This window comes from Streptomyces sp. NPDC059897 (assembly GCF_042730865.1).
GTDB lineage: Bacteria > Actinomycetota > Actinomycetes > Streptomycetales > Streptomycetaceae > Streptomyces.
Genome location: NZ_JBHWKQ010000017.1, coordinates 75,070 through 99,253, shown reverse-complemented (window position 1 = coordinate 99,253; position 24,184 = coordinate 75,070). Strand labels below are relative to the sequence as shown.

Genomic DNA, 24,184 nt, shown 5'->3' with positions numbered 1-24,184 from the left:
CCTGATCCGTCAGAAGGACCCTAGCCCTGACCACTGACAATCGCCGAGGCCCGGACGCCGGACGCAACACGGCCTTCACATGACTGCCGTCTTTGGGCATCCCCAACAAGGCCGCGCCCCGGCAGAATGGGGTCCCATGATCCGGTTCGAGCACGTCAGCAAGCGGTACGCGGACGGCACCACCGCCGTCGACGATCTGTCCTTCGAGGTGACCGAGGGCGAACTGGTCACGCTCGTCGGCCCGTCGGGCTGCGGCAAGACCACGACGATGAAGATGGTGAACCGGCTCATCGAACCCACCGCGGGCCGGATATTCCTCGACGGCGACGACATATCGGCGGTCGACCCGGTCCAACTGCGCCGCCGCATCGGCTATGTGATCCAGCAGGTCGGCCTCTTCCCGCACAAGTCGGTCCTCGACAACACGGCGACCGTCCCGCACCTGCTCGGCGTCAAGCGCGCCAAGGCCCGTGAGCGGGCCGCCGAGTTGCTCGACCTGGTGGGCCTCGACCCGAAGGTGTTCGGCGGGCGCTACCCCGAGCAGCTCTCCGGCGGCCAGCGCCAACGCGTCGGCGTGGCCCGCGCCTTGGCGGCCGACCCGCCCGTGCTGCTGATGGACGAACCGTTCGGCGCGGTGGACCCTGTGGTGCGCGAGCACCTGCAGACCGAGTTCCTGCGCCTGCAGCAGACGCTCAACAAGACCGTCCTGTTCGTCACGCACGACATCGAGGAGGCCGTCCGCCTCGGCGACCGCATCGCCGTCTACGGAGAGGGCCGCATCGAGCAGTACGACACCCCGTCCGCGGTCCTCGGCACGCCCGCCACCGCATACGTGGCCGACTTCGTGGGCGCCGACCGCGGCCTCAAGCGCCTCTCCGTGACGCCCATCGAGGAGGGCGACCTGGAGCAGCCGCCCGTCGTCCACCTCGACGACCCACTGCCCAAGGAGCTGGACGCCCGCTGGGCCGTCGTCCTGGACCACGACAACAACCTGCACGGCTGGATCTCCGCCGAGCACGCGCGCGTAGGCACCGGCTCCGTACGGGAGCACGCCCGCCGCATGGAGGCCTGGCTGCCCGTGGGCGCCCCGCTCAAGCAGGCCTTCGCGACGATGCTCCAGCACGACGCGGGCTGGATCGCGGTCATCGACGAGCACAGCGCCGGCCGCTTCCTCGGCGTGCTCACCCCGGCCCGGCTGCACGAGGCCCTGCGCCGCTCCACGGCGGCCGACGCACGCGACATCACGCGCGCGGAGGTCGACCTGGAGACAGTGGAACAACTGCTCCCCTGACCGCGCCCGCCGTTCACACTCCCGTGGGGTTCGCCGTTCACGAATGAACCGGGGCCGCTCCGCTTCCGTCCTACAGGTCGTACGTCACGGATGCGGCATTCGCACCGTGTTCACATGCCTCACGGGGCGGGCGGCGGGAGGAGGCGCGGGGATGCGGCGGATCGCGGGCGCCTGCCTCCTGGCCGGCGGCGCGGACATCGTGGCCGGTGTCCTGCCACGGCTCACCCGCGGCCGCACGGGCGCCGTGACCGAGGCACTGCCGGGCCCCCTCGGCCCGTACGCCGCGGCCGTCACGCTCGGCAGCGGCGTCCTGCTCGTCCTGCTCGCGCGCATGCTGCGGCGCCACAAGCGGCGGGCCTGGTGGGCCGTGCTCGCGCTGCTGCCGCTCGGCACCGCCGGACAGCTCACGTACCGCGAACCGCCCGTGGGGGTCGTCGGCGCGGCGCTCTCCGTGGTGCCGCTGTGGCTCCTGCTGCGCGACCGGAAGCGGTTCGACGCGCCGCCCGACCCGCGCGGCCGATGGCGCGCCCTGGCCAACTTCGTGCTCCTCGGCGCCGGTTCGCTGCTGATCGGCCTCGCCGTCGTCAGCGCGCACCCGCAACGGCTCGTCGGCGCCCCGAGCCTCGTGGACCGCCTGGAGCACGTCCTGTGCGGCCTGCTCGGCATGGCGGGCCCCCTCGTCTACGCGGACGCCACCGCGCACACCGTCGCCCTCTCGCTCGGCGCCCTCGGCCTCGTCACCGCGCTCACCACGCTCTACCTCGCCTGCCGCCCCGAGGGCCCGGCCGCCCGCGACAAGGGCATCGTGTTCTCGCCCAGCGGCAAGGCGGCGGTCCGCTACCGGGTCGTGTCGGGCGTGATGCTGGCCAAGGGCGACCCCATGGGCGACGTGGAGGCGTGGCCAGGAGCCATGGAGCGGTTCATGGACGAGGCGCGGACCCACTCCTGGACGCCGGCCGTCATGGGCTGCTCCGAGACCGGGTGCGCGGTGTGGACCCGCGAGACCGGCCTCACGGCGCGGCCCCGCCACGAAAGCCGCGGCGCCTTCCCCGGCCGCCGCGGCCGCGAGATCCCGGCCGCCGCGAAGGGCCTAGGCTTGAGGCCATGAGCACGTCGCAGGTCCGCCGGGGCCACGTAGCCAACCTCCCCGTTTGGGACCGCTGCGCGGTCATGGGCGTCGTCAACGTGACGCCGGATTCGTTCTCCGACGGCGGCCGCTGGTTCGACACGACCGCCGCGATCAAGCACGGCCTCGACCTGGTCGCCCAGGGCGCCGACCTCGTGGACGTCGGCGGCGAGTCCACCCGTCCGGGCGCCACCCGCGTCGACGAGGACGAGGAGCTGCGGCGCGTCATCCCCGTCGTGCGCGGACTCGCCTCCGAAGGCGTGACGGTCTCCGTCGACACCATGCGCGCGTGCGTCGCCGAGCAGTCGCTCGCCGCGGGCGCCTCCCTGGTCAACGACGTGAGCGGTGGTCTCTCCGACCCGCAGATGGTGCCGGTCGTCGCCGCCGCCGGAGCGCCCTTCGTCGTGATGCACTGGCGCGGCCTCCTGGAGGGCACCAATGTGCCCGGCACCTACGAGGACGTCGTCGCCGAAGTCGTGGCCGAGCTGCACGCGCGCGTGCGGGCCGCCATCGAGGGCGGCATCGCCCCCGACCGCATCGTCCTCGACCCGGGCCTCGGCTTCTCCAAGAACGCCGAGCACGACCTCTCCCTGCTCGCCCACCTCGACCGGCTGCACGCACTCGGCCACCCGGTCCTCGTCGCGGCCTCCCGCAAGCGGTTCCTCGGCCATGTCCTGGCCGGCGAGCAGGGCGCCCCGCCGCCCGCCCGCGAGCGCGACGCCGCCACCGCCGCCGTCTCCGCGCTCGCCGCGCAGGCGGGCGCCTGGGCGGTGCGCGTGCACGAGGTGCGGGCCACCGCCGACGCCGTCCGTGTCGCCCGCGCGGTCGAAGGAGCCCAGTGACCGGCGCCGACGCCGAGGCCGTGGAGACGGCCAACCGCTCGTACTACGAAGCCATGGAACGCGGCGACTTCGAGGAACTCACATCGCTGTGGCTCGCCCCCGAGGACGTCGCGTACGACGAGGACGCCGACCCGGACGACGCCGAGGACACCTCCATCAGCTGCGTGCACCCCGGCTGGCCGGTGCTCACGGGCCGCGGCGAGGTGCTCCGCAGCTACGCGCTGATCATGGCGAACACCGAGTACATCCAGTTCTTCCTGACCGACGTGCACATCAGCGTCGTCGCCGACACCGCCCTGGTGACCTGCACGGAGAACATCCTCAGCGGCGGACCCGCCCCCGAGGGCGGCGAGGAACTCGGACCGCTCGTCGGCCAGCGCGTCGTCGCCACCAACGTGTTCCGGCGCACCCGCGACAGCTGGAAGCTCTGGTCCCACCACGCCTCTCCCGTGCTCGCCGAATCGGATGACGAATCCGACGAGATGGGCAACGCGGACAGCGGCGACTCACCCGCCTGAGTGGGTAGGCACCCCCACAGAACCCGAAATCCGGATGCGGGGTTGGGCTCTCGACCGCCTGGGTATGGGCGGCTACCAGCCGAGGGCGCACCCTGGGGCGGGCGTGCCGGGTGGGATCAGTCATAGCCCCCGCGGGCCGGTGCTGTCAGTGGCCGCAGGTAGATTCGATCGAGGCCGGGACATCGACCGCACATCGGTGGCACCGGCCGTCACCAACGACTGCAGGAGTGATTCGCGTGGATCGTGTCGCGCTGCGCGGCCTCAAGGCCCGTGGGCACCATGGCGTTTTCCCCAAGGAACGCGAGGAAGGCCAGACCTTCATCGTGGACCTGGTGCTCGGCCTGGACACGCGAGCGGCCGCGGCCGACGACGACCTGGCGAAGACCGTGCACTACGGCGTCGTGGCGGAGGAGGTCGTGGCCGTTGTCTCGGGCGACCCCGTGGATCTCATCGAGACGCTCGCCGAGCGCATCGCCCAGACATGCCTGAAGCACGAAGGCGTACAGGAGGTCGAGGTCTGCGTCCACAAGCCGGACGCGCCGATCACCGTGCCCTTCGACGACGTGACCGTCACCATCACCCGGAGCCGAGTATGAACAAAACTCCGTTCGACCCGACCGTCCAGCCGGTGCCGACCTCCGTGGTGGAACAGGTCGACGCGGCCGACACCACGCTCTCCAACCCCAAGCGCGCCGTCATCTCTCTCGGCGCGAACCTGGGCAACCGCCTGGAGACCCTCCAGGGCGCCGTCGACGCCCTGGAGGACACTCCCGGGGTCCGCGTCAAGGCCGTCTCGCCCGTCTACGAGACGGAGCCCTGGGGCGTCGCCCCGGACAGCCAGCCCTCGTACTTCAACGCCGTCGTCGTCCTGAAGACGACGCTGCCGCCCTCCTCGCTCCTGGAGCGCGCACAGGCCGTCGAGGAGGCCTTCCACCGGGTCAGGGACGAGCGCTGGGGCGCCCGCACCCTCGACGTGGACATCGTCGCGTACGCCGACGTGGTCTCGGACGACCCGTCCCTCACGCTCCCGCACCCCCGGGCCCACCAGCGGGCCTTCGTGCTCGTCCCCTGGCACGACGTGGAGCCGGAGGCCCAGCTTCCGGGGCACGGCCCGGTCGCGCAGCTGCTCGACGCCGTGACCCGCGAGGGCGTCGCGGCACGCGCCGACCTGGAACTCCGCCTCCCCGAGTAATCGTTAGGGTCTACCGGGCACGGTAAACGGCCCCGGACAACAGGCGACAAGAGCACCAGGGCCATGACGACGAGGGGCGACCAACCGGGATGAAGCAACTGCGCATCAGGACGCTGGTCGGCCTCTTCGTCGTCGCCGGAGTGCTGTCCTGGGCGGGCGCCCGCCTGTGGGACTCGCTCGGCACGCTGCCGAAGGTCCCGCTGGCCGCGCCCATCGTGCTCGCGGTGATCGCCGTCGTGCTGCTCGCGACGGCCCTGTCCATCCGCTCCCGGCTGCGCGCCCAGCGGGAGCGCCGCCCCGAGGCCAAGGGCGTCGACCCGATGATGGCGGCGCGCGCCCTGGTCTTCGGCCAGGCCAGCGCCCTGGTGGCGGCCCTTGTGGCCGGCATGTACGGCGGCACCGGCGCCTTCCTCCTGGAGTCCCTGGACGTCCCGGCCCGCCGCGACCAGGCGATCTACGCCGGACTCTCGGTGCTCGCCGGCATCGGCGTCGTCGCCGCGGCCATCTTCCTGGAGCGCGTCTGCAAGCTCCCGGAGGACGAGGACCCGGAAGAGGCGGCACCGGCGGCCTAGGCCACCGCCACCGCCCGCCCGAAATCAGCGCATCAGCGCATCAGCGCCCGATGATCAGGCTCATCGCCTCGCTGCGGGTCGCCGGGTCCCGCAACTGACCGCGCACGGCGGACGTGAGCGTCTTCGCGCCGGGCTTGCGGACCCCGCGCATCGACATGCACATGTGCTCGCACTCCACGACGACGATGACGCCGCGTGGCTCCAGGATCTCCATCAGGGAGTCCGCGATCTGTGTCGTCAGACGCTCCTGGACCTGCGGACGGCGAGCAAAGACGTCTGCCAGACGCGCGAGCTTGGAGAGGCCCGTGATCTTGCCATCGCTCGACGGGATGTAGCCCACGTGAGCGACCCCGACGAACGGCACGAGGTGATGTTCACAGCATGAGGTGATCTCGATGTCCTTCACCAGGACCATCTCGTCGTGCCCCAGGTCGAACGTCGTCGTCAGGACGTCCTCGGGCTTCTGCCACAGGCCCGCGAATATCTCCTTGTACGCGCGGGCGACCCTCCCCGGCGTCTCCCGCAGGCCCTCACGGTCCGGGTCCTCGCCGACCGCGATGAGCAGCTCGCGCACGGCGTTCTCGGCCCGCTTCTCGTCGAACTCGCCGATCGAGCCCTCGCCGTCCAGCGTCACCGGGTCGGTCATCAGGTGCCTCTTTCTCTACTTACATCCGCGCGCGACCGCGCAAAGGCCGCGTCCCCCACACCGTAAAGCGTGGGGGACGCGGCCTGCATTCCGGGTCTGGCCTGCCCAATGAGGGCCGGGTCAGCTCTCGGGGCGCTCTTCCTTCACCGTGTCCACCGGCTTGGTGGTCTCGATGGAAGGCGTCGCTCCGTTCGCCCCGTTCGTCAGCGACAGCTCCTTGGGGGAGAGCACCGGCGGGCGGGTCGAGGGGGTGCGGCGGTTGGAGCCGGTCCACGCGGGGCGGGCCGGGCGCTTCACGATCGGAGCGAAGATCTCGGCGATCTGCTCCTTGTTCAGCGTCTCCTTCTCGAGCAGCGCGAGGACCAGGTTGTCGAGAACGTCGCGGTTCTCGACGAGGATCTCCCAGGCCTCGTTGTGCGCCGTCTCGATGAGCTTCTTGACCTCTTCGTCGACGAGCGCGGCGACCTCTTCCGAGTAGTCGCGCTGGTGACCCATCTCGCGGCCCAGGAAGGGCTCCGAGTTGTCGCCGCCGAACTTGATCGCGCCGAGCCGCTCGGTCATGCCGTACTGCGTGACCATCGCGCGGGCCGTGCCAGTGGCCTTCTCGATGTCGTTCGCGGCACCCGTGGTCGGGTCGTGGAAGACGAGCTCCTCGGCCGCGCGCCCGCCCAGCATGTAGGCGAGCTGGTCGAGCATCTCGTTGCGCGTGGTCGAGTACTTGTCCTCGTCGGGCAGGACCATCGTGTAACCGAGGGCCCGGCCGCGGGAGAGGATCGTGATCTTGTGGACCGGGTCGGAGTTCGGCGAGGCCGCCGCGACCAGGGCGTGACCGCCCTCGTGGTACGCGGTGATCTTCTTTTCCTTGTCCGACATGATCCGGGTCCGCTTCTGCGGGCCCGCGACCACACGGTCGATCGCCTCGTCGAGCATCTGGTTGTCGATCAGCTTCCGGTCCGAGCGGGCCGTAAGGAGCGCGGCCTCGTTCAGCACGTTGGAGAGATCGGCACCGGTGAAGCCCGGCGTACGGCGGGCGACGGCCGACAGGTCGACGTCCTGGGCGACCGGCTTGCCCTTCTGGTGAACCTTGAGGATCTCCAGACGGCCCTGCATGTCCGGGCGGTCGACCGCGATCTGGCGGTCGAAACGGCCGGGCCGCAGCAGCGCCGGGTCGAGGATGTCCGGCCGGTTCGTGGCGGCGATCAGGATGACGCCGCCCTTCACGTCGAAGCCGTCCATCTCGACGAGCAGCTGGTTGAGCGTCTGCTCGCGCTCGTCGTGTCCACCGCCGAGTCCGGCACCACGGTGCCGGCCGACCGCGTCGATCTCGTCGACGAAGACGATCGCCGGGGCGTTCGCCTTGGCCTGCTCGAAGAGGTCACGGACACGGGAGGCACCGACACCGACGAACATCTCGACGAAGTCGGAACCGGAGATCGAGTAGAACGGGACGCCCGCCTCGCCCGCGACGGCACGCGCGAGCAGGGTCTTGCCCGTACCGGGCGGGCCGTACAGGAGTACGCCTTTGGGAATCTTGGCTCCGACGGCCTGGAACTTGGCCGGCTCCTGCAGGAACTCCTTGATCTCGTGGAGTTCCTCGACGGCCTCGTCGCTGCCGGCGACGTCGGAGAACGTCGTCTTGGGGGTGTCCTTGGTGATGAGCTTGGCCTTGGACTTCCCGAACTGCATGACTCGGGAGCCGCCGCCCTGCATCTGATTCATCAGGAACAGGAACACGACGACGATGAGCACGAAGGGCAGCAGCGAGAGCAGGATGCCCACGAAGGGGTTCTGCTTCGACGGCGAGACGGTGTACCCGTCCGGAATCTGCTTGTCCTCGAACTTGGCCTGGAGACTCTTGGCCACGTCGACGCCCTGGTCGCCGATGTAGCTCGCCTGGATCTTGTTCGAGCCGTCGACCTTCTGGCCGTCCTTCAGCTCGACCTTGATCGTGCTCTCATCGCCGGTGGTCAGCTTGGCCGAGTCCACCTTGTTGTCGTTGATGGCCTGAATTACCTGGCCGGTGTCCACCGTCTTGTAGCCGCCGGACGAACCGACGACCTGCATCAACACGACCACGGCAAGGACGGCCAGCACGATCCACATGACCGGCCCACGGAAGTATCGCTTCACGTCCATCCATACGGAGCGGTGCCGCCCCGTCCCTCCTGCCATAGTGAGTTTGATAAGGCTGTTTGGAGCTGCTGGTGCTGTTGTAGCTGTTTGAAGAACTGTTCTTCGGACGGTACCCCAGCATTGTCACCCGAAGCCGCAGGGGACGACCGGGAATCCGCCCTTCGCATGCTCCAACGGCGGGAAGCCCGCGAGGGTTCCCGCCCCGGCGCGCGGGACTGACGACTCCTCAGCCGCCGTAGACGTGCGGCGCGAGGGTGCCGACGAACGGCAGGTTCCGGTACTTCTCCGCGTAGTCCAGGCCGTAACCGACCACGAACTCGTTCGGGATGTCGAAGCCGACCCACTTCACGTCGATGTCGACCTTGGCCGCCTCCGGCTTGCGCAGCAGCGTGCACACCTCGAGGGAGGCGGGCTCGCGCGAGCCGAGGTTGGTGAGCAGCCAGGACAGCGTCAGACCGGAGTCGATGATGTCCTCGACGATCAGGACGTGCTTGTCCTTGATGTCGGTGTCGAGGTCCTTGAGGATCCGCACGACGCCCGAGGACTGGGTGCCCGAGCCGTACGAAGACACCGCCATCCAGTCCATGGTGAGCGGGGTGGACAGGGCGCGAGCCAGGTCCGCCATGACCATCACGGCACCCTTGAGCACCCCGACGATCAGCAGGTCCTTGCCCGCGTACTCCGCGTCGACCTTCGCGGCCAGCTCGGCCAGCTTCGCGTCGATCTCTTCCTTGGTGATGAGCACCGACTGAAGGTCGGTGCCCATGTCTTTCGCGTCCACCCGCATCACTTTCGGTCGTCCCACCGGCCGCCGCGACGTGACCGTCGAGTCAGCCTTGCCGGATGACCAGTCTGCCACCCTGCCGCTGAGCGAGAACTTTGCCCGGCAGATTGATCTCTCCCTGGCCCCGCCATCCCGTGATCAGGCGGTCGACCTCCTCGATGTGCCGGGCGAACAGCGCACCGGCCGGGGCGCCCGCCTCGATGGCCGTCCGGCGCAGGATTCTGCGGCGTACGGCGGGCGGCAGGGCGTAGAGCTTGGCGCATTCGAGGAGTCCGGCCGCGTCCCGTACGGACTCGGCGGCGTCGCGGGCCCAGGTGTCGAGCGCGTCGGCGTCGTCGCGCGACAGCTGGGCCGTACGGGCGAGAGCCTCGACGACGCCCTTGCCGAGCGCCTTCTCCAGGGCGGGCAGACCCTCGTGGCGGAGTCTGGACCTGGTGTACGCCGGGTCGGTGTTGTGCGGGTCGTCCCAGACGGGCAGGTGCTGGACGAGGCAGGCCTTGCGGGCGGTCTGCCGGTCGAGCGTCAGGAAGGGGCGCCGGTAGCGGCCGCCGGTCCCCGACATCGCGGCCATCCCGGACAGGGAGCGGATGCCGGAGCCGCGGGCGAGGCCGAGCAGGACGGTTTCGGCCTGGTCGTCGCGGGTGTGGCCGAGCAGGACGGCGGCGGCGCCGTGGTGCTCGGCGGCGGCGTCGAGGGCGGCGTAGCGGGCGTCGCGGGCGGCGGCCTCGGGGCCTCCGTCGCGGCCGACGTCGACGGCGACGGACTCGACGGGCTTCAGGCCGAGGGCGGTCAGGCGCAGGACGACGTCCTCGGCGCGGGCGTCGGAGCCGGGCTGCAGGCCGTGGTCGACGGTGATGCCACCGGCGCGGATGCCGAGTTTGGGGGCCTCGAAGGCGAGGGCGGAGGCGAGGGCCATGGAGTCGGCTCCGCCGGAGCAGGCGACGAGCACCACGGGCTCGGCGCCCGGAGGGGAGTCGTTGAGGATGTCGTGGAGGACGCGGCGGACCGCCAGGCGTATCGCCGCGACCGCAGGATGGGGACCCATGTCCGGTTCCCTTCATTCCGTTGTCTGGGGGGTGGGCGCTGCTGGACAACTCGAACCGGACCAGCGCCGGCTGACCCGGCTCATTCGCTCAACGGTGACCGGGTGAGTTCGGTCACGCAGAGTGTGTCGATGGTGACAGAGCCGAGCGGTTCCCCGAGCATTGCACGCCAGCCCACGGCCTACGGTCCCTCGGATGGGTGATCCTGAGCAATTATGGGCGTGCCCTACGGGGCTTCGTGAGCGCCGTCCGTCCTGTTGTGCACCCGCGCGACCCAGTCCGCCGGTTTGGCGATCTCCGCCTTCGTCGGCAGCGTGTTGGGAGACGTCCACACGCGGTTGAAGCCGTCCATGCCGACCTCGTCGACGACCGCCCGGACGAACTTCTCGCCGTCCCGGTACTGGCGCAGCTTGGCGTCGAGGCCGAGGAGCTTGCGCAGGGCCAGGTCGAGCCGGGACGCGCCCTTCTGCCTGCGCTGTTGGAACTTCTCGCGGATCTCCTCGACGGACGGCACGACGGCCGGGCCCACCCCGTCCATCACGTAGTCCGCGTGCCCTTCGAGCAGCGACATGACGGCGGTGAGGCGGGCGAGGATCTCGCGCTGCGCCGGGGTCTGCACCAGCTCGACGAGCGAGCGGCCGCCGTCGTCCTCCTCGCCCTCGGGGCGCCCCCCTGCCAGCGACTGGGCCGCTTCCCGCACGCGCTCCAGGAACGTCGTCGGGTCGACCTCGGTCTCCTCCAGGAATGACTGGATCTCGCCCTCGAGGTGGTCGCGCAGCCAGGGCACGGCCGTGAACTGGGTGCGGTGCGTCTCCTCGTGGAGGCAGACCCAGAGCCTGAAGTCGTGCGGCTCCACGTCGAGTTCGCGCTCGACGTGCACGATGTTCGGCGCGACGAGCAGGAGCCTGCCGCCGCCGTTCGGCGCGGCGGGCAGGTCACGGGTGGCGGGGGCGAAGGTCTCGTACTGGCCGAGGACGCGGGAGGACAGGAACGAGAGCAGCATGCCGAGCTCGACGCCGGTGACCTTGCCGCCGACCGCGCCGAGCATCGCGGGGCCCGGTCCCGAGCCGCGCCGCTCGTTCATCTTGTCGAGCAGCGGCCTGAGCACCTCGCGGAAGCCCGCGACGTTGGCCTTCACCCAGCCGGCCCGGTCGACCACGAGCACCGGGGTGTCGTGGTCGGCGTCGGTGGCCATGCGCGTGTACGCCCGCACGTGCTCCTCGGAGGCCTTCGCGTGCCGCCGCAGCTCGGCCACGACGGCCCTCGCCTCGTCCCGGCTGACCTCGGGACCTGGTCGTACGAGTCGGGTCGCGGTCGCCACCGCGAGGTTCCAGTCGACCATTCCCGAAGATGCAGCACCGCCGAGGCTCGTCATGCGTCAACGGTACGTGACCCCTCGCGTACGGGAAGAGGTGTCGGCCCCGGAGTGCCGCCCCACTTCGGCCCCTCGGAACCCTTGAGGGTTCACCTGCAGCCGCAGTTCGCGACGGAGGAGGCGAGGCGGTCGAGGCCCGACTGGGCGGCCTTGGGGTCCGTGGCGCCCTCCGTCATGAAGGCGAAGACGAGGAGGCGGCCGTCGGCGTCGACGACCGTCCCGGCGAGCGTGTTGACGCCGGTGAGGGTGCCGGTCTTGGCCCTGACCAGGCCGGTTCCGGAGGCGTTGGCCGCTTCCTCGTAGCGGCTCGCGAGGGTTCCGGTGAAGCCGGCGACCGGCAGGCCGGTGAGGACGGAGCGCAGTTCCGGGCGGGACGGGTCGGCGGCCTTGGCGAGCAGTCCTGTGAGCAGGTCGGCGGAGATCTTGTCGGCGCGGTCGAGGCCGCTGCCGTCGGCGAAGTGGGTGTCCTCGACGGGCAGGCGGAGCTTTTCGAGCTGCTTCTTCACGGCCTTGCCCGCGCCGTCGAAGTCGTGGCCCTTGCCCACGGCGATCGCGGTCTGCCGGGCGAGCGCCTCGGCGATGTCGTTGTCGCTGTGCGTCAGCATCCGCTCGACGAGCGCGGACAGCGGCGGCGACGACACCTTCGCGAGCTTCTCCGCCGTGCCGGACGCCTTGCCGGACGCCGGGTCGCCCTTGGTCTTGATGCCGCGGTCGTTCAGCAGGTCCGCGAACTTCTTCGCCGCGGCGGCCGCCGGGTCGCCCTCGCGCGCGGCCGGTCCGCTGTCGGAGTCGTCGGTGCGGGCCTCGTCGGCCATCAGCGCGGTGACCCTGGCGAGGTTCTCGTTGGGGCCGATGGGGTGGGTGTCGGGGCCCGCGTACAGCGAGGTGTCGTACGTGAGGGTGACCTCGCCGATGTCGCGCCGCTTGAGGTCCTTGGCGGTCTCGTCGGCGAGAGTGCCCAGGTCGGCGGCACCGTAAGGATTCTTCTCGCGGGCGGTCAGGGTCGGATCGCCGCCGCCCACCAGAATCAGCTTCTTGGAGTCCTTCTCCAGGGCCGTACGGGTGGCGATGCGGTGGTCGGGGCCCGCGGCGGAGAGGGCCGCCACCGCCGTGGCCAGCTTCGTCGTGGAGGCCGGGGTGAGGGTGTCGTCCGGGGACCTTCCGTAGAGCCTCTTTCCGGTGACGGCGTCGACGACCGCGGCGGTGCGCCGGCCGCCGAGCGCGGAGCCCTTGAAGAGCGGGTCGAGGACGTCGGCCAGGGCGCTCTTCGTGGGGCCCGGCACGGCCGCGCCGGGGGCCGCGAGGACCACGGGCGCGCTCGGCGCCGCCTCGGCCGGACGGCCGTGATCTGCGCCACCTCCGGCCTCCGAGGAGGCGGCCCGGTCGGCCTCGGCCTTACGCTGACCGGAAGCGTCCCAGGGACCGGCCGCGACCGCCACGACGGCCGCGAGGGCGAGACCAGCCGCCGTCGCGCCCACCGTGACGTGCTTGGTCTTGGATCCGGCAACAGTCTTCGCCGCACTCTTCACGAGCTGCGAAGCCTTCGGCTCCGGCACCGCGGACCAGCCCCTTTCGCGATCACACATCTGCGTAGGGGACACTTAACCACCAGACGTTTGTGTTGATCATTGAGGAGCCACCGGTGGAGTTCGACGTTCTGATCGAGATTCCGAAGGGATCGCGGAACAAGTACGAGGTCGACCACGAGACCGGTCGCATCCGCCTCGACCGTCGCCTGTTCACGTCGACCGCCTACCCGACGGACTACGGCTACGTCGAGGACACCCTCGGCGAGGACGGCGACCCGCTGGACGCCCTGGTCATCCTGGACGAGCCGACGTTCCCGGGCTGCCTCATCAAGTGCCGCGCGATCGGCATGTTCCGGATGACGGACGAGGCCGGCGGCGACGACAAGCTGCTGTGCGTCCCGGCGACGGACCCGCGGATGGAGCACCTGCGCGACATCCAGCACGTCTCGGAGTTCGACCGCCTGGAGATCCAGCACTTCTTCGAGGTCTACAAGGACCTGGAGCCCGGCAAGTCCGTCGAGGGCGCCGACTGGGTCGGCCGTACCGAGGCCGAGGCCGAGATCGAGCGTTCCTACAAGCGCGCGCAGGACAACGGCGGCCACTGAGTCACCAGCGTTCACATCCGGGCCGCCCCCCTGGGGCGGCCCGTTCGCGTATCTGTGCGCATACTGAGGCGTAAGTGCGGTACACGGATACGCAGCGATGTGAAGGGCGAGGAACGACAGAGGTGACGGAGCGGGAGTCCGAGGCCCCCGAGGACCGCAAGCCGCAGTCCGACGAGGCGCGCAGCGCGTTCACGCAGCCCATCGGGATCATCACGCCGCCTCCGGTGGTCGACGAGGAGTCGTCGACGACGTCGGAGTTCGCGGTGCCCAACGGGCTGAGCGTGCAGGCACCGGAGCCGGTGGACACGGAGGGTTCGGCGTTCACGCCGCCGCGGACGTACAGCGCCCGCGAGTCGCCGCCCGCGTTCACCCCGCCGCAGGGCATCCCCATGGTCAAGCTGATCAAGGAGGCGCCCTGGCAGGACCGGATGCGCACGATGCTGCGGATGCCGGTCGCCGAGCGGCCCGCCCCCGACCTGGTGCAGAAGCACGACGAGGAGTCGGGCCCCGCCGTACCGCGCGTGCTCGACCTGACGCTGCGTATCGGGGAGCTGCTGCTGGCCGGTGGTGAGGGCGCCGAGGACGTGGAGGCAGCGATGTTCGCCGTGTGCCGGTCCTACGGGCTCGACCGCTGCGAGCCGACAGTAACGTTCACTCTCCTGTCGATCAGCTTCCAGCCGTCCCTGGTGGACGACCCGGTGACGGCCTCGCGCACCGTGCGGCGCCGCGGCACCGACTACACGCGCCTCGCGGCCGTCTACCGGCTCGTCGACGACATCAGCGACGAGGAGGTCGACGTCTCCCTGGAGGAGGCCTACCGGCGCCTCGCCGAGATCCGCAGGAACCGGCACCCGTACCCGGGCTGGGCGCTCACCGCGGCGAGCGGGCTGCTCGCCGGGTCGGCCTCGATCCTGGTCGGCGGTGACCTGCTGGTGTTCGTCGTCGCCGCGCTGGGCGCGATGCTCGGCGACCGGCTCGCGTGGCTCTGCGCGGGGCGCGGGTTCCCGGAGTTCTACCAGTTCACGGTGGCCGCGATGCCGCCCGCCGCGATCGGCATCGCGCTGACGCTCGCGCACAACTACGTGGACGTGAAGGCGTCCGCGGTGATCACCGGTGGACTGTTCGCGCTGCTCCCGGGGCGGGCCCTCGTGGCCGGCGTGCAGGACGGCCTGACCGGCTTCTACATCACGGCCGCGGCCCGCCTGCTCGAAGTCATGTACTTCTTCGTGGGCATCGTCATCGGCGTGCTGATCATGCTCTACGTGGGCGTGCAGCTGGACGCCCAGCTGAATCCGGAGGAGGCGCTGCAGAGCGTCGACCGGCCGGTCTGGCAGATCGTCGCGTCGATGTCGCTGTCGCTGGCGTTCGCCGTGCTGCTCCAGCAGGAGCGGGCGACGGTGATCGCCGTGACGCTCAACGGCGGCGTCGCGGGCGCGATCTTCGGGGCCCTGCACTACCAGGGCGGGATCTCGCCGGTGGCCGCCACGGCCGCGGCGGCGGGGCTCGTCGGCCTGTTCGGGCAGCTCTTCTCGCGGTACCAGTTCGCTTCCGCGCTGCCGTACGTGACGGCCGCGATCGGTCCGCTGCTGCCCGGTTCGTCGACGTACTTCGGGCTGCTGGCGATCGCCCACAGCGATGTGAACGGCGGGCTCACGTTCCTGTCCAAGGCGGCGGCGCTCGCGCTCGCCATCGCGATCGGCGTGAACCTCGGTGGCGAGATCTCCCGCCTGTTCCTGCAGGGGCCGGGCGCCGCGGGACGGCGCGCGGCCAAGCGCACGAGGGGCTTCTAGGGCCTAACGGGCGAGCTTCTAACGCTTCGCGTGCCGGCGGCGCGGCGGGGCGGGCGGGGTCTGGCCGGGGCCGGGCTCCCCCGCCTGCGCGGAGCGGGCGGCTTCCTTCTTCGACTTGCCGCGGGCCCGCAGGAACTCGATCACGATCGGCACCACCGAGATCAGGACGATCAGGATCAAGATCGCCTCGATGTTCTTGTGCACGAACTCGATGTTGCCGAGCCAGGAGCCGAGCAGCGTCACGCCCGCGCCCCACAGGATGCCGCCGATCACGTTGTACGTGATGAACGAGCGGTACCTCATGCCGGAGACACCGGCGATGATCGGCGTGAACGTGCGGACGATCGGCACGAAGCGGGCCAGGACCAGCGACTTCGGCCCGTGCTTCTCGAAGAACTCGTGCGCCTTCTGCACGTTCTCCTGCTTGAACAGCTTGGAGTCGGGGCGCCGGAACAGCGCGGGGCCGACCTTCTTGCCGAAGAGATAACCCGCCTGGTCACCGAGGATCGCCGCGACGCAGATCAGCGCGACCGCGCCCCACAGCGGGAAGTCCAGGGTGCCCGCGGTGATCAGCAGGCCCGTGGTGAAGAGCAGCGAGTCGCCCGGCAGGAAGAAGCCGATCAGCAGGCCCGACTCGGCGAACACGATCAGCAGCAGGCCCCAGATGCCGAACGTGTTCAGCAGATAGTCCGGGTCCAGCCAGCTTGGTCCTAGAGCAAGCGTCATCACGGGTCCGGACTCCTGAGGGGGCTTGGTGACAAAGGCAGGGCAAGGCAATGGCGATGCAAAGTTATCAACGCCGGTCGTGCCCGCCAGGTTCCAGTGGCCCCCTCAGGATGCACTGTGCGCGAACTGTGGCATACCTGTGGTTCAGCCGTTCCGTACCGAGTTGGCGTGGATCGCGGTGCTGAGGTGCTCGGCGACGCCCTCGCCCAGGGCGTCGTAGTACGCCTTGAAGCGCTCGTCGGCCACGTACATGGCGCCGAGACAGGCGTGCATCTCGTACGGGCAGTCGTAGAACCACCGCGAGATCTGGTCACGGTGCTCCTCGGCCAGGTCCATGGCGCGCTCGCCGTCCGCAGGCTCGCCGGCCGCGACGAGGGCCGCGTAGCGCGCGAGCCAGTCGTCGTTCTCGGCCTTCATGCGCAGCCAGTCCTCCTTGGAGTACGTCGCGGCGCGGCGCTGCGACTCGGCGTACGCCGCCGTGCCGCCCCAGCGCTGCTCGGTCTCCTCGGAGTACTCCACGGGGTCCTTGTCCCCGAAGACCTCGAAGCGCTCCTCCGGTGTGAGCTGGATGCCCATCTTCTGTGCCTCCATGGCGTGTTCGACGGCCTCGGCCATCTTCTGCAGTTTCTCGATGCGGACGGTCAGCAGTTCGTGCTGGCGCCGCAGGTGTTCGCGCGGGTCCGCTTCCGGGTCGTCGAGCAGGGCCTGGATCTCGTCGAGCGGGAAGCCGAGCTCCCGGTAGAAGAGGACCTGCTGGAGCCGGTCGAGGTCGGCCTCGCCGTAGCGGCGGTGTCCCGCCGTGCTGCGCTCGCTCGGGGTGAGCAGACCGATCTCGTCGTAGTGGTGCAGGGTGCGCACCGTGGTTGCGGCGAAGCGGGCGACCTGGCCCACGGAGTAGCTCATCCGCCGTACCTCCTTCCTCGTACGTGATTCAGCTTGGGGCCTCACGTGACGTGAGGTGCAAGTCGGCTCCTTCGGCGGATTTTCGGGGTGTTATGCGTTTTATGTCCGCTTAGGGTGGCGCCGTGAGCACGCATACCGAGATCGAACCGCCGCCCCCGTCCGAGCCCTCGTCCGCCGTCTCCGCTCGCACCCTGCTGCCGTTCGTCCTGCCCGCGCTGGTGGTGGGCGTCGGCTGCAGCCTGCTGTTCCTCGCGCTCGACCGGATCGCGGAGGAGCTGGCCGGACTGGTGTGGGAGGACCTTCCCGACGCCCTCGGCATCGGCGGCTACTCCGCACTGTGGATCATCGTGATGCTCACCGTCACGGGCGTCCTCGTCGGCCTCGTGGTGTGGAAGGCGCCCGGCCACGCGGGCCCCGACCCGGCCACGATGGGGCTCGGCGGCGAGGCGCCGCTGCCCCCTTACGTGCTGCCGGGGCTCGCGCTCGCCGCCGCGCTGATGCTGGCCGGCGGGCCGAGCCTGGGCCCGGAGAACCCGATCATCGCGGTGAACGTGGGGCTCGCGTTCTGGCTCGGCAAGAAGCTGGTGCCGGACTCGCCCGCGACGATGTGGGTGAGCCTCGCGACGGCGGCGACCGTCGGCGCCCTGTTCGGCACGCCGATCGCGGCCGCGCTGCTCGTCTCGGAGACGCTGGCCGGGAAGGCGATGCCGATGAAGGGCTCGCTGTGGGACAACATGTTCGGGCCGCTGCTCGCGGCGGCCGCGGGCTCCATGACCACGTCCCTGGTCGCCTCGCCCTCCTTCGACCTGGGCCTGCCCCCGCTCGGCGACCCCGACTGGGTGGACCTCCTCTCGGCGATCGTGGTCGCGTGCGCGGCCGCGGTGTTCGCGATGACCGCCGTCTACGCCTTCCCCCACGTGCACCGGGCCTTCGGCCGCCTCGGCCACCCGATGCTGACGCTGCCGCTGGGCGGGCTCCTGCTCGGCCTGCTCGGGGCGCTCGGCGGCGAACTGACGCTGTTCAAGGGGCTCGCGGAGGTCAAGGAGATCGCCGGGTCCCCCGACGGCTGGTCGGCCGGGGAGTTCGCCCTGATGACCGTGGTGAAGCTGGCCGCGCTGCTGATCGCCGCGACGTGCGGGTTCCGGGGCGGCCGGATCTTCCCCGCCGTCTTCGTGGGCGCGGCCTTCGGCCTCTTCGCGCACGCCGTCGTGCCCGCCGTGAACCCCTCGGTCGGCATCGCGGCCGGGGTGCTCGGAGTGCTCCTCGCGGTCACCCGGCAGGGCTGGGTCAGCCTCTTCACGGCGGCCGTCCTGGTCGCCTCCCCCGCGATCATCGCCCTGATGTGCATCGCGTCGCTGCCCGCCTGGCTCCTGGTGACGGGACGCCCGCAGATGCAACTGTCGGAGGACGGGGCGGCGATCCGCTGAGCGCGACGAGCACGGAACAACTTCCCGTCCTCGTAGCGGGGTTGGCTCCCATGTCACCGCCGCATGTCCGATCCGGCGGAGCTGCTGACGGCTAGCTGAACGGCTACTTGCTCAGCCCCGTGAACCTCCGCACCGCCAGCGGGAAGAACACCGCCACGAGCCCCACCGGCCACGCCACCGCGAGCCACACCTCGTCCGCGCCGCCCGGGTTGCCGAACAGGTACCGGACCGACGAGGCCGTCGCCGACATCGGGTTCCACTCCACCACCGCGCCCAGCCAGTCCGGCATCGTCGACGGCACCGCGAAGGCGTTGGAGAGGAATCCGACCGGCCACACCAGGATCTGCACGGCCTGCACCAGCTCCGGCTTCCCCGCCACCATGGCCAGCCAGATGCCCAGCCACAGCATCGCGAAGCGCAGCAGGAGCAGCAGCCCGAAGGCCCCCAGCACCGCGCCGAACGAGCCGTGCGGCCGCCAGCCGATGGCGAGCCCGACCCCGGCCATGACCGCGATCGACGCCGCCGACTGGAGCATGTCCGCCACCGAACGGCCCACCAGGACCGCCCCGTTGGTCATCGGCATGGACCGGAACCGGTCGATCACCCCCTTGTTGAGGTCCTGGGTGATCGCCACCATCGTCGACTCCAGGCCGAACGCCATGGTCAGCGCGAGCATGCCGGGGACGAGGAAGTCGACGTAGTCGCCCTCGACGCCCTTCCCGCCCCCGACCAGGTAGCCGAACATCACGAGCAGCATCACGGGGAACACCAGGCCGACCACGACCTGCACCGGTTGCCGCGCCCAGTGGGCGAGTTCGCGGCGGGTCATCGTCCAGGAGTCCGTGACCGCCCAGCTCAACGACGTACTCATGCGGGGACCTCCGTCAGGTGCAGGAACACCTCGTCGAGCGTGGGGCGGCGCAGCGCCACGTCCTCCGCCTCGACGCCGGCCTCCTGAAGGGCTCGTACGACCTCGGTGAGCGCGGCCATCCGGTCGGCCACCGGGGCGCTCACCAGGCGGCGGTCGGCGTCGACCGTGGCGCCCGGTGGCAGCATCGCGGCCACCCGGGGCAGGTGTGCCGCGTCCCGGACCACCACGTCGATCCGGTCGCCGCCCAGCTTCGCCTTCAGCTCGTCCGGGCTGCCGTCCGCCACGACCCGGCCCCGGTCGACCACCGAGACCCGGTCGGCCAGCTGGTCCGCCTCCTCCAGGTACTGCGTGGTCAGGAGCACCGTCGTGCCGCCGCCGACCAGCGAGCGCACGGCGCCCCAGACCTCGGCGCGGCCCCGCGGGTCGAGCCCGGTCGTCGGCTCGTCGAGGAAGAGCACCTCCGGCTCGGTGATCAGCGACGCGGCGAGGTCCAGGCGGCGCCGCATGCCGCCGCTGTACGCCTTGACCGCCTTGCGGCCGGTGTCCGCGAGGCCGAAGCGGGCCAGGAGTTCGTCGGCCCTGCCGCCCGCGCGCCGGGCGCCCAGGTGGTGGAGCCTGCCGAACATCTCCAGGTTCTGCCGGCCGCTCAACTCCTCGTCGAGCGCCGCGTGCTGGCCGAGCAGGCCGATGCGGTGGCGGACCTCGTCCGGGGCGCGCCGCACATCGTGGCCCGCCACCTCCACGCGGCCCTCGTCGGCCCGCAGCAGCGTCGCCATGACGCGTACGGCGGTGGTCTTGCCCGCCCCGTTCGGCCCGAGCACGCCGTGCACGGTGCCCCGGCCCACCGTCAGGTCGAGCCCGTCGAGTGCCGCCTTCTCCCCGTACCGCTTCCGCACTCCCTCGGCGACGATCACGTCCGTCATCCGGCTCCTTCCATACCCAAAGGGTCGTAGTCAAACTTGACTAGGTGGACGAAGGTAAGGGAGGCGAGGCCATTCGTCAAACTTGATTAGCGGTCTCTCCCCGCGGCCTGCTCACCCGCCGCGTACGGGTTCTCCTGCCCCTCCGCGAGCACGCCGACGAAGGGTTCGCCCTCGCCCGCGAAGGTGTAGGCGCCGCCCTCGATGCGGGCGATCAGACCCCTGGTCCACTGCGCGCCGGTGTCGGCGGAGAAGACCCAGTGGTTCATGATCTCGCCGATGTGGCCCAGCTGTTCGGGGCCCTCCTCGGGCGTGTAGTACTCCGTGACGGAGCGCCGCCACTCCTCCATGTACCGCACCCGCTCCTTGAGCAGGCCCACGACCTCGTCGCGCGGCAGGTCCACCATGCAGCCGAGCGCCGCCGTGAGGATGTCGGGCCGCTGGTCGTACGAGGTCAGCGACTCGCGGACCAGGGTGAGGTACTCCTCCCGCCCCTGCTCCGTCAGCTCGTACTCGGTGCGCGGCGGGCCGCCGGCCGTGGAGGGCGCGACCTCGTGGGCGTGCAGCAGCCCTTGCTTCGCCATCTGCTTGAGCGCGTGGTAGATCGAGCCCGGCTTGGCGTTCGACCACTCGTGGGCGCCCCAGTACTCCAGGTCGTTGCGCACTTGATAGCCGTGCGCGCGGCCGTGCTGGCGTACGGCCCCGAGCACCAGCAGGCGGATCGCTGACATGCGGTCCAGCGTAGACGCCGGAGGCACAGGGCCCGCCGCCGGTCAAGCGCCGCGCGGACACGTAGGGCTTTCCCTACGTTTGACGCGTAGGGACAGCCCTACGTATCTTCCGAGACAGACCGTCTTCACGCTCGCCGGACCCGGCATGGGCGATTTCACGCCCGGTTCGGCGCGGGGATCATGTTCGTCACGACCGATGTCGACGCCGACTGCGAGCGCCTGAAGGCCGCGGGCGTCGAGGTCGACGGGCCCGAGCAGTTGCCGTGGGGGCGGATGGCGGGCCTGACCGACCCGGACGGCAACGGCCTGATGCTGATCACCGAGAGCGAGACAGGGAGCTTCTGACCGCCATGACCCCCGCGAGCGCGCACCCCACCACCGGCCGGCACCACGACCAGGACCGGATCTTCGGCGCGCTCGCCAACGGCACCCGGCGCGAGATCCTGCGCCTGCTGCGGGAGCAGGGACCGCAGCCGGCGGGGGCCGTGGCGAACCGCTTCGACATGGCCCGACCCAGCCTCTCCGAACACCTGAAGGTGCTGCGCGACGCGGGCCTCGTCTCCGAGGAGCGCTCGGGCCGGCGGCGGATCTACCGCCTGGAGGCCGCGCCGCTCGCCGACGTACAGGACTGGCTGCATCCCTACGAGCGGTTCTGGCGGAAGAAGCCGAGTGACCTCAGCGACGTACTGGACGCCGTGCCCGGCGATGACGCCTCATGAGCATCAGTGAGCCGACCCGACACACGACCCCACACGATGACGGCGGTGCCGCGACCCGACCCCGACCTCTCCGGCAGGGTCGCGGCGGAGGTGCTCGCCTACGAGGACGAGCGGATGCCGAGGATGCGCCGGGCGGATCGAGTTCCGGCCAATTCCGCGGACTGGACGATCACTTGGACACTGTCCGAAGAAGGCCGTGGGACGCGGCTCTTCTTGGTCCATGAAGGATTCGATCCGGACGACCCCGCTCAGGCGATGGCTCGAAAGATCATGGACGGTGGATGGCGGTCGCATGTAATGCGGGCACGGGGGCAGGCGCTTTCCGAGCTGTAACTGCGAGAACACCCCGCGTGCACGTGCATCTGCCCATGCATGGGCATTTGAACGCAGCTATGATCCTGGACAGTTGGGGCAGTTGATCACTGCTGTCCCGGCATTCGCATTGACCACAGAATCATTCACTGTTACAGCACTGACAGCACCACCGGGGAGCGAACCGTGCACCACGTGTACAACGGCATGGCGGCCACGGAGTTGCACGGAGTGGTCTGGCAGAAGAGCAGGCACAGCAACTCGCAGGGCTCCTGCGTGGAGTTCGCGAAGTTGCCCGGCGGAAGGATCGCCGTGCGCAACTCGAACTTTCCCGAAGGGCCCGCGCTCGTCTATACGCCCGCGGAGATAGAGGCGATGCTCCTCGGCGTGAAGGACGGGGAATTCGACCATCTGACGGCCGGGGCCTGACGCGTCCTCAATAGGCGGCCTTCAAGCCTTCACAGCCTGAAGAGCGCCCAGACGACCTTTCCGCTCAGCGCTCCGGCCAAGGGGTGCCAGCCCCAGCTGTCGGCGAACGAGTCGACGAGGAACAGCCCACGCCCCGACTCCGCCGAGAAATCGTCCTCGATGTCCACTTCTTGGGCGACCGGACTGTCGTCGCTGGGATCACGGACCGCGCACACTACGCGCGAAGACCAGTGCATCAAATGGAGCCGTACGGGCGGGTCCTGGCCGTGCGGGGCGTTCGCCGGAAGGCCGTGCCGCAGGGCATTGGTGACGAGTTCGGATACGACGAGACAGATGTCGTCGAAGCGCTCCAACGCCTCCCAGTCGGCGAGCGTCCTGCGACTGAACTCCCGTGCGCAGCGCACCGCTTCATAACGGGCGGGCAGCGCGCAGGACGCGGTGCTGGAGACGGCCGAAGGGTCGACCGGAGGCAGGCCGCGCCTTAACGCGCCCAAAGGCTCGAGCATGGTCGATCCGTCCGTCCCCATGCGAGGCACTCCCCATTTTCGCAGTACGCAGCGAGCGGTGGTGGCGCCATCGTTCCGAATGCGTACAGCGGATGCAAGGGCAGATGCACGTGCACGCGCCCGACTTGAGCAGTCACGTACCGCTTCTCGCTCATTTCTTCCTACGACTTCTTGCGCATGTAGTTCGTGATCTTTCCGTTTCTGTAACCGAACGAGTACAGGCTGGAGCGTTTTGATGGCAGACTTCGGCCGTGGACCAATGGGGAGGATGAAGAGACGTGACCGCTGGGGAGGCATGGGGGTCGCCCCAGGCGCTGAACTCTGGTGGGGGCTCGGTGGTGCGACGCATCCTGCTGGGCTCACAGCTGAGGCGCCTGCGGGAATCGCACGGGATCACCCGCGAGGCCGCCGGCTACTCGATTCGCGCCTCCGAATCGAAGATCAGCCGCATGGAGTTGGGACGGGTGAGCTTCAAGACGCGCGATGTCGCCGACCTGCTGACGCTGTACGGGGTGGATGACGAGACGGAGCGCTCGGCCCTGCTCTCGCTCGCGAAGGAGGCCAACGTCGCGGGCTGGTGGCACAGTTACAGCGACGTACTGCCCGGCTGGTTCCCGACGTACCTCGGGCTCGAGGGCGCGGCCTCCCAGATCCGCGGGTACGAGGCGCAGTTCGTGCACGGCCTGCTGCAGACCGAGGGGTACGCCCACGCGGTCGTCGAGCAGGGCATGAAGGGGGCCCCGCGCGAGGACGTCGAGCGCCGGGTCGCGCTGCGCATCGAGCGGCAGAAGCTGCTGGTCGACGAGCGGGCGCCGCAGGTGCACATCGTGCTCGACGAGGCCACGGTGCGGCGGGTGCAGGGCGGGCGCGAGGTGATGCGCGGACAGCTGGAGCACCTCATCGAGCTGGCGTCGCTGCCCCATCTGACCCTGCAGATCATGCCGTTCAGCCACGGCTGGCACGCGGGCGAGTCCGGCACGTTCACCATTCTCACGTTCCCGGAGTCCGAGCTCTCGGACGTCGTCTTCCTCGAACAGCTCACCAGCGCGCTGTATTTGGACAAGCGCGAGGACGTGACGCAGTACGAGAAGGCGATGACGGAACTGTCGGCGCAGTGCCCCTCGCCCGAGGACAGTGTGCGACTGCTCCGTGACGCGTTGTCGGAATTGGCCTGAGCCTGCTGTGAGTTGACGT

25 protein-coding genes and 2 pseudogenes are annotated in these 24,184 nt (G+C 70.2%); 15 read left to right on the top strand and 12 right to left on the bottom strand.

Annotated elements, in window-relative coordinates; translation table 11 throughout:
• Positions 1-136 precede the first annotated feature (136 nt).
• The 7 genes and pseudogenes from ACFV9W_RS20540 to ACFV9W_RS20510 all read left to right on the top strand — a co-directional run bounded on the left by ACFV9W_RS20540 (position 137) and on the right by ACFV9W_RS20510 (position 5,541).
• Entirely contained in the window at positions 137-1,291 is a 1,155-nt protein-coding gene (locus ACFV9W_RS20540; RefSeq protein WP_385762827.1) for an ABC transporter ATP-binding protein, read from the top strand.
• A 151-nt stretch (positions 1,292-1,442) separates the two neighbouring features.
• A pseudogene (locus ACFV9W_RS20535) lies at positions 1,443-2,309 on the top strand (phosphatidylglycerol lysyltransferase domain-containing protein); the annotation flags it as partial.
• 86 nt (positions 2,310-2,395) lie between these two features.
• Positions 2,396-3,259: a dihydropteroate synthase gene (gene folP, locus ACFV9W_RS20530; RefSeq protein WP_385762825.1), complete on the top strand. Its 864-nt coding sequence runs from the start codon at positions 2,396-2,398 to the stop codon at positions 3,257-3,259.
• A 53-nt stretch (positions 3,260-3,312) separates the two neighbouring features.
• Positions 3,313-3,777, top strand: a complete 465-nt coding sequence (locus ACFV9W_RS20525) for a nuclear transport factor 2 family protein (RefSeq protein ID WP_385762936.1) — start codon at positions 3,313-3,315, stop codon at positions 3,775-3,777.
• A 236-nt stretch (positions 3,778-4,013) separates the two neighbouring features.
• Positions 4,014-4,373, top strand: a complete 360-nt coding sequence (folB, locus tag ACFV9W_RS20520; RefSeq protein WP_385762823.1) for a dihydroneopterin aldolase — start codon at positions 4,014-4,016, stop codon at positions 4,371-4,373.
• On the top strand, positions 4,370-4,969 hold the full coding sequence (gene folK, locus ACFV9W_RS20515) for a 2-amino-4-hydroxy-6-hydroxymethyldihydropteridine diphosphokinase (protein ID WP_385762821.1): 600 nt from the start codon (positions 4,370-4,372) through the stop codon (positions 4,967-4,969). The genes folB and folK overlap by 4 nt, the downstream gene beginning before the upstream one ends.
• An 89-nt stretch (positions 4,970-5,058) precedes the next feature.
• A complete protein-coding gene (locus tag ACFV9W_RS20510; protein WP_385762819.1) occupies positions 5,059-5,541 on the top strand; it encodes a DUF3180 domain-containing protein in 483 nt (160 codons plus the stop codon).
• 40 nt (positions 5,542-5,581) lie between these two features.
• Here ACFV9W_RS20510 and folE read toward each other — a convergent pair whose 3' ends face one another.
• From folE to dacB, 6 genes are all read right to left on the bottom strand, one after another.
• On the bottom strand, positions 5,582-6,187 hold the full coding sequence (gene folE, locus ACFV9W_RS20505) for a GTP cyclohydrolase I FolE (protein WP_385762817.1): 606 nt from the start codon (positions 6,185-6,187) through the stop codon (positions 5,582-5,584).
• Positions 6,188-6,307: 120 nt separating this feature from the next.
• A complete protein-coding gene (gene ftsH / locus ACFV9W_RS20500) occupies positions 6,308-8,323 on the bottom strand; it encodes an ATP-dependent zinc metalloprotease FtsH (protein WP_385762935.1) in 2,016 nt (671 codons plus the stop codon).
• Between the two features lie 223 nt (positions 8,324-8,546).
• A complete protein-coding gene (hpt, locus tag ACFV9W_RS20495) occupies positions 8,547-9,107 on the bottom strand; it encodes a hypoxanthine phosphoribosyltransferase (RefSeq protein WP_266718689.1) in 561 nt (186 codons plus the stop codon).
• Between the two features lie 43 nt (positions 9,108-9,150).
• A complete protein-coding gene (tilS, locus tag ACFV9W_RS20490) occupies positions 9,151-10,149 on the bottom strand; it encodes a tRNA lysidine(34) synthetase TilS (RefSeq protein WP_385762815.1) in 999 nt (332 codons plus the stop codon).
• 224 nt (positions 10,150-10,373) lie between these two features.
• Positions 10,374-11,522 (bottom strand): zinc-dependent metalloprotease, encoded by a 1,149-nt coding sequence (locus ACFV9W_RS20485; RefSeq protein ID WP_385762813.1) that lies wholly within the window; start codon positions 11,520-11,522, stop codon positions 10,374-10,376.
• Positions 11,523-11,611: 89 nt separating this feature from the next.
• Complete coding sequence (dacB, locus tag ACFV9W_RS20480) at positions 11,612-13,108, bottom strand: D-alanyl-D-alanine carboxypeptidase/D-alanyl-D-alanine-endopeptidase (RefSeq protein ID WP_385762811.1); 1,497 nt, start codon at positions 13,106-13,108, stop codon at positions 11,612-11,614.
• 56 nt (positions 13,109-13,164) lie between these two features.
• On the opposite strand from dacB, the gene ACFV9W_RS20475 reads away from it, so the two are divergent.
• The gene (locus ACFV9W_RS20475) at positions 13,165-13,656 is read left to right on the top strand and encodes an inorganic diphosphatase (protein WP_385762809.1); all 492 of its coding nucleotides are present in this window, start codon (positions 13,165-13,167) and stop codon (positions 13,654-13,656) included.
• A gap of 122 nt (positions 13,657-13,778) precedes the next feature.
• Positions 13,779-15,446, top strand: coding sequence for a threonine/serine exporter ThrE family protein (locus ACFV9W_RS20470; RefSeq protein ID WP_385762807.1), 1,668 nt, complete (start codon positions 13,779-13,781; stop codon positions 15,444-15,446).
• Positions 15,447-15,488: 42 nt separating this feature from the next.
• Here the strand turns inward: ACFV9W_RS20470 and ACFV9W_RS20465 are convergent.
• A pseudogene (locus ACFV9W_RS20465) lies at positions 15,489-16,172 on the bottom strand (DedA family protein); the annotation flags it as partial.
• Between the two features lie 144 nt (positions 16,173-16,316).
• Positions 16,317-17,075: a MerR family transcriptional regulator gene (locus tag ACFV9W_RS20460; protein WP_385762805.1), complete on the bottom strand. Its 759-nt coding sequence runs from the start codon at positions 17,073-17,075 to the stop codon at positions 16,317-16,319.
• Positions 17,076-17,197: 122 nt separating this feature from the next.
• Here ACFV9W_RS20460 and ACFV9W_RS20455 point away from each other — a divergent pair, with 122 nt between their 5' ends.
• Positions 17,198-18,502, top strand: a complete 1,305-nt coding sequence (locus tag ACFV9W_RS20455; protein ID WP_385762803.1) for an ion channel protein — start codon at positions 17,198-17,200, stop codon at positions 18,500-18,502.
• Positions 18,503-18,605: 103 nt separating this feature from the next.
• Here ACFV9W_RS20455 and ACFV9W_RS20450 read toward each other — a convergent pair whose 3' ends face one another.
• The 3 genes from ACFV9W_RS20450 to ACFV9W_RS20440 all read right to left on the bottom strand — a co-directional run bounded on the left by ACFV9W_RS20450 (position 18,606) and on the right by ACFV9W_RS20440 (position 21,024).
• Positions 18,606-19,373: an ABC transporter permease gene (locus ACFV9W_RS20450; protein ID WP_385762801.1), complete on the bottom strand. Its 768-nt coding sequence runs from the start codon at positions 19,371-19,373 to the stop codon at positions 18,606-18,608.
• Complete coding sequence (locus ACFV9W_RS20445; protein ID WP_385762799.1) at positions 19,370-20,296, bottom strand: ATP-binding cassette domain-containing protein; 927 nt, start codon at positions 20,294-20,296, stop codon at positions 19,370-19,372. Before ACFV9W_RS20445 ends, ACFV9W_RS20450 begins: the two co-directional genes overlap by 4 nt.
• Positions 20,297-20,382: 86 nt before the next feature.
• Entirely contained in the window at positions 20,383-21,024 is a 642-nt protein-coding gene (locus tag ACFV9W_RS20440) for a PadR family transcriptional regulator (protein WP_385762797.1), read from the bottom strand.
• Between the two features lie 180 nt (positions 21,025-21,204).
• Here ACFV9W_RS20440 and ACFV9W_RS20435 point away from each other — a divergent pair, with 180 nt between their 5' ends.
• The 4 genes from ACFV9W_RS20435 (at position 21,205) to ACFV9W_RS20420 (ending at position 22,484) form a co-directional block, all read left to right on the top strand.
• Positions 21,205-21,369 carry a VOC family protein gene (locus ACFV9W_RS20435; RefSeq protein ID WP_385762795.1) on the top strand — a complete coding sequence of 55 codons (165 nt, stop codon included), beginning with the start codon at positions 21,205-21,207 and terminating at the stop codon, positions 21,367-21,369.
• A gap of 5 nt (positions 21,370-21,374) precedes the next feature.
• Positions 21,375-21,743, top strand: coding sequence for a metalloregulator ArsR/SmtB family transcription factor (locus ACFV9W_RS20430; protein ID WP_385762793.1), 369 nt, complete (start codon positions 21,375-21,377; stop codon positions 21,741-21,743).
• A gap of 36 nt (positions 21,744-21,779) precedes the next feature.
• Positions 21,780-22,076 carry an SRPBCC domain-containing protein gene (locus ACFV9W_RS20425; RefSeq protein ID WP_385762932.1) on the top strand — a complete coding sequence of 99 codons (297 nt, stop codon included), beginning with the start codon at positions 21,780-21,782 and terminating at the stop codon, positions 22,074-22,076.
• Between the two features lie 165 nt (positions 22,077-22,241).
• Positions 22,242-22,484 carry a DUF397 domain-containing protein gene (locus ACFV9W_RS20420; protein ID WP_266711349.1) on the top strand — a complete coding sequence of 81 codons (243 nt, stop codon included), beginning with the start codon at positions 22,242-22,244 and terminating at the stop codon, positions 22,482-22,484.
• A 29-nt stretch (positions 22,485-22,513) separates the two neighbouring features.
• Here the strand turns inward: ACFV9W_RS20420 and ACFV9W_RS20415 are convergent, their stop codons facing one another.
• The gene (locus ACFV9W_RS20415) at positions 22,514-23,011 is read right to left on the bottom strand and encodes an ATP-binding protein (protein ID WP_385762791.1); all 498 of its coding nucleotides are present in this window, start codon (positions 23,009-23,011) and stop codon (positions 22,514-22,516) included.
• Positions 23,012-23,268: 257 nt separating this feature from the next.
• On the opposite strand from ACFV9W_RS20415, the gene ACFV9W_RS20410 reads away from it, so the two are divergent.
• Positions 23,269-24,165, top strand: a complete 897-nt coding sequence (locus tag ACFV9W_RS20410; RefSeq protein ID WP_385762789.1) for a helix-turn-helix domain-containing protein — start codon at positions 23,269-23,271, stop codon at positions 24,163-24,165.
• Positions 24,166-24,184: the final 19 nt, after the last annotated feature.

Bases quoted from the DNA above. Each gene is read 5' to 3' on its own strand.
- ACFV9W_RS20540 (WP_385762827.1), top strand. From the start codon at position 137: ATGATCCGGTTCGAGCACGTCAGCAAGCGGTACGCGGACGGCACCACC.
- folP (WP_385762825.1), top strand. From the start codon at position 2,396: ATGAGCACGTCGCAGGTCCGCCGGGGCCACGTAGCCAACCTCCCCGTT.
- ACFV9W_RS20525 (WP_385762936.1), top strand. From the start codon at position 3,313: ATGGAACGCGGCGACTTCGAGGAACTCACATCGCTGTGGCTCGCCCCC.
- folK (WP_385762821.1), top strand. From the start codon at position 4,370: ATGAACAAAACTCCGTTCGACCCGACCGTCCAGCCGGTGCCGACCTCC.
- ACFV9W_RS20510 (WP_385762819.1), top strand. From the start codon at position 5,059: ATGAAGCAACTGCGCATCAGGACGCTGGTCGGCCTCTTCGTCGTCGCC.
- folE (WP_385762817.1), bottom strand. From the start codon at position 6,187: ATGACCGACCCGGTGACGCTGGACGGCGAGGGCTCGATCGGCGAGTTC.
- ftsH (WP_385762935.1), bottom strand. From the start codon at position 8,323: ATGGACGTGAAGCGATACTTCCGTGGGCCGGTCATGTGGATCGTGCTG.
- hpt (WP_266718689.1), bottom strand. From the start codon at position 9,107: ATGCGGGTGGACGCGAAAGACATGGGCACCGACCTTCAGTCGGTGCTC.
- tilS (WP_385762815.1), bottom strand. From the start codon at position 10,149: ATGGGTCCCCATCCTGCGGTCGCGGCGATACGCCTGGCGGTCCGCCGC.
- ACFV9W_RS20485 (WP_385762813.1), bottom strand. From the start codon at position 11,522: ATGACGAGCCTCGGCGGTGCTGCATCTTCGGGAATGGTCGACTGGAAC.
- dacB (WP_385762811.1), bottom strand. From the start codon at position 13,108: ATGTGTGATCGCGAAAGGGGCTGGTCCGCGGTGCCGGAGCCGAAGGCT.
- ACFV9W_RS20460 (WP_385762805.1), bottom strand. From the start codon at position 17,075: ATGAGCTACTCCGTGGGCCAGGTCGCCCGCTTCGCCGCAACCACGGTG.
- ACFV9W_RS20450 (WP_385762801.1), bottom strand. From the start codon at position 19,373: ATGAGTACGTCGTTGAGCTGGGCGGTCACGGACTCCTGGACGATGACC.
- ACFV9W_RS20445 (WP_385762799.1), bottom strand. From the start codon at position 20,296: ATGACGGACGTGATCGTCGCCGAGGGAGTGCGGAAGCGGTACGGGGAG.
- ACFV9W_RS20440 (WP_385762797.1), bottom strand. From the start codon at position 21,024: ATGTCAGCGATCCGCCTGCTGGTGCTCGGGGCCGTACGCCAGCACGGC.
- ACFV9W_RS20435 (WP_385762795.1), top strand. From the start codon at position 21,205: ATGTTCGTCACGACCGATGTCGACGCCGACTGCGAGCGCCTGAAGGCC.
- ACFV9W_RS20430 (WP_385762793.1), top strand. From the start codon at position 21,375: ATGACCCCCGCGAGCGCGCACCCCACCACCGGCCGGCACCACGACCAG.
- ACFV9W_RS20425 (WP_385762932.1), top strand. From the start codon at position 21,780: ATGACGGCGGTGCCGCGACCCGACCCCGACCTCTCCGGCAGGGTCGCG.
- ACFV9W_RS20415 (WP_385762791.1), bottom strand. From the start codon at position 23,011: ATGGGGACGGACGGATCGACCATGCTCGAGCCTTTGGGCGCGTTAAGG.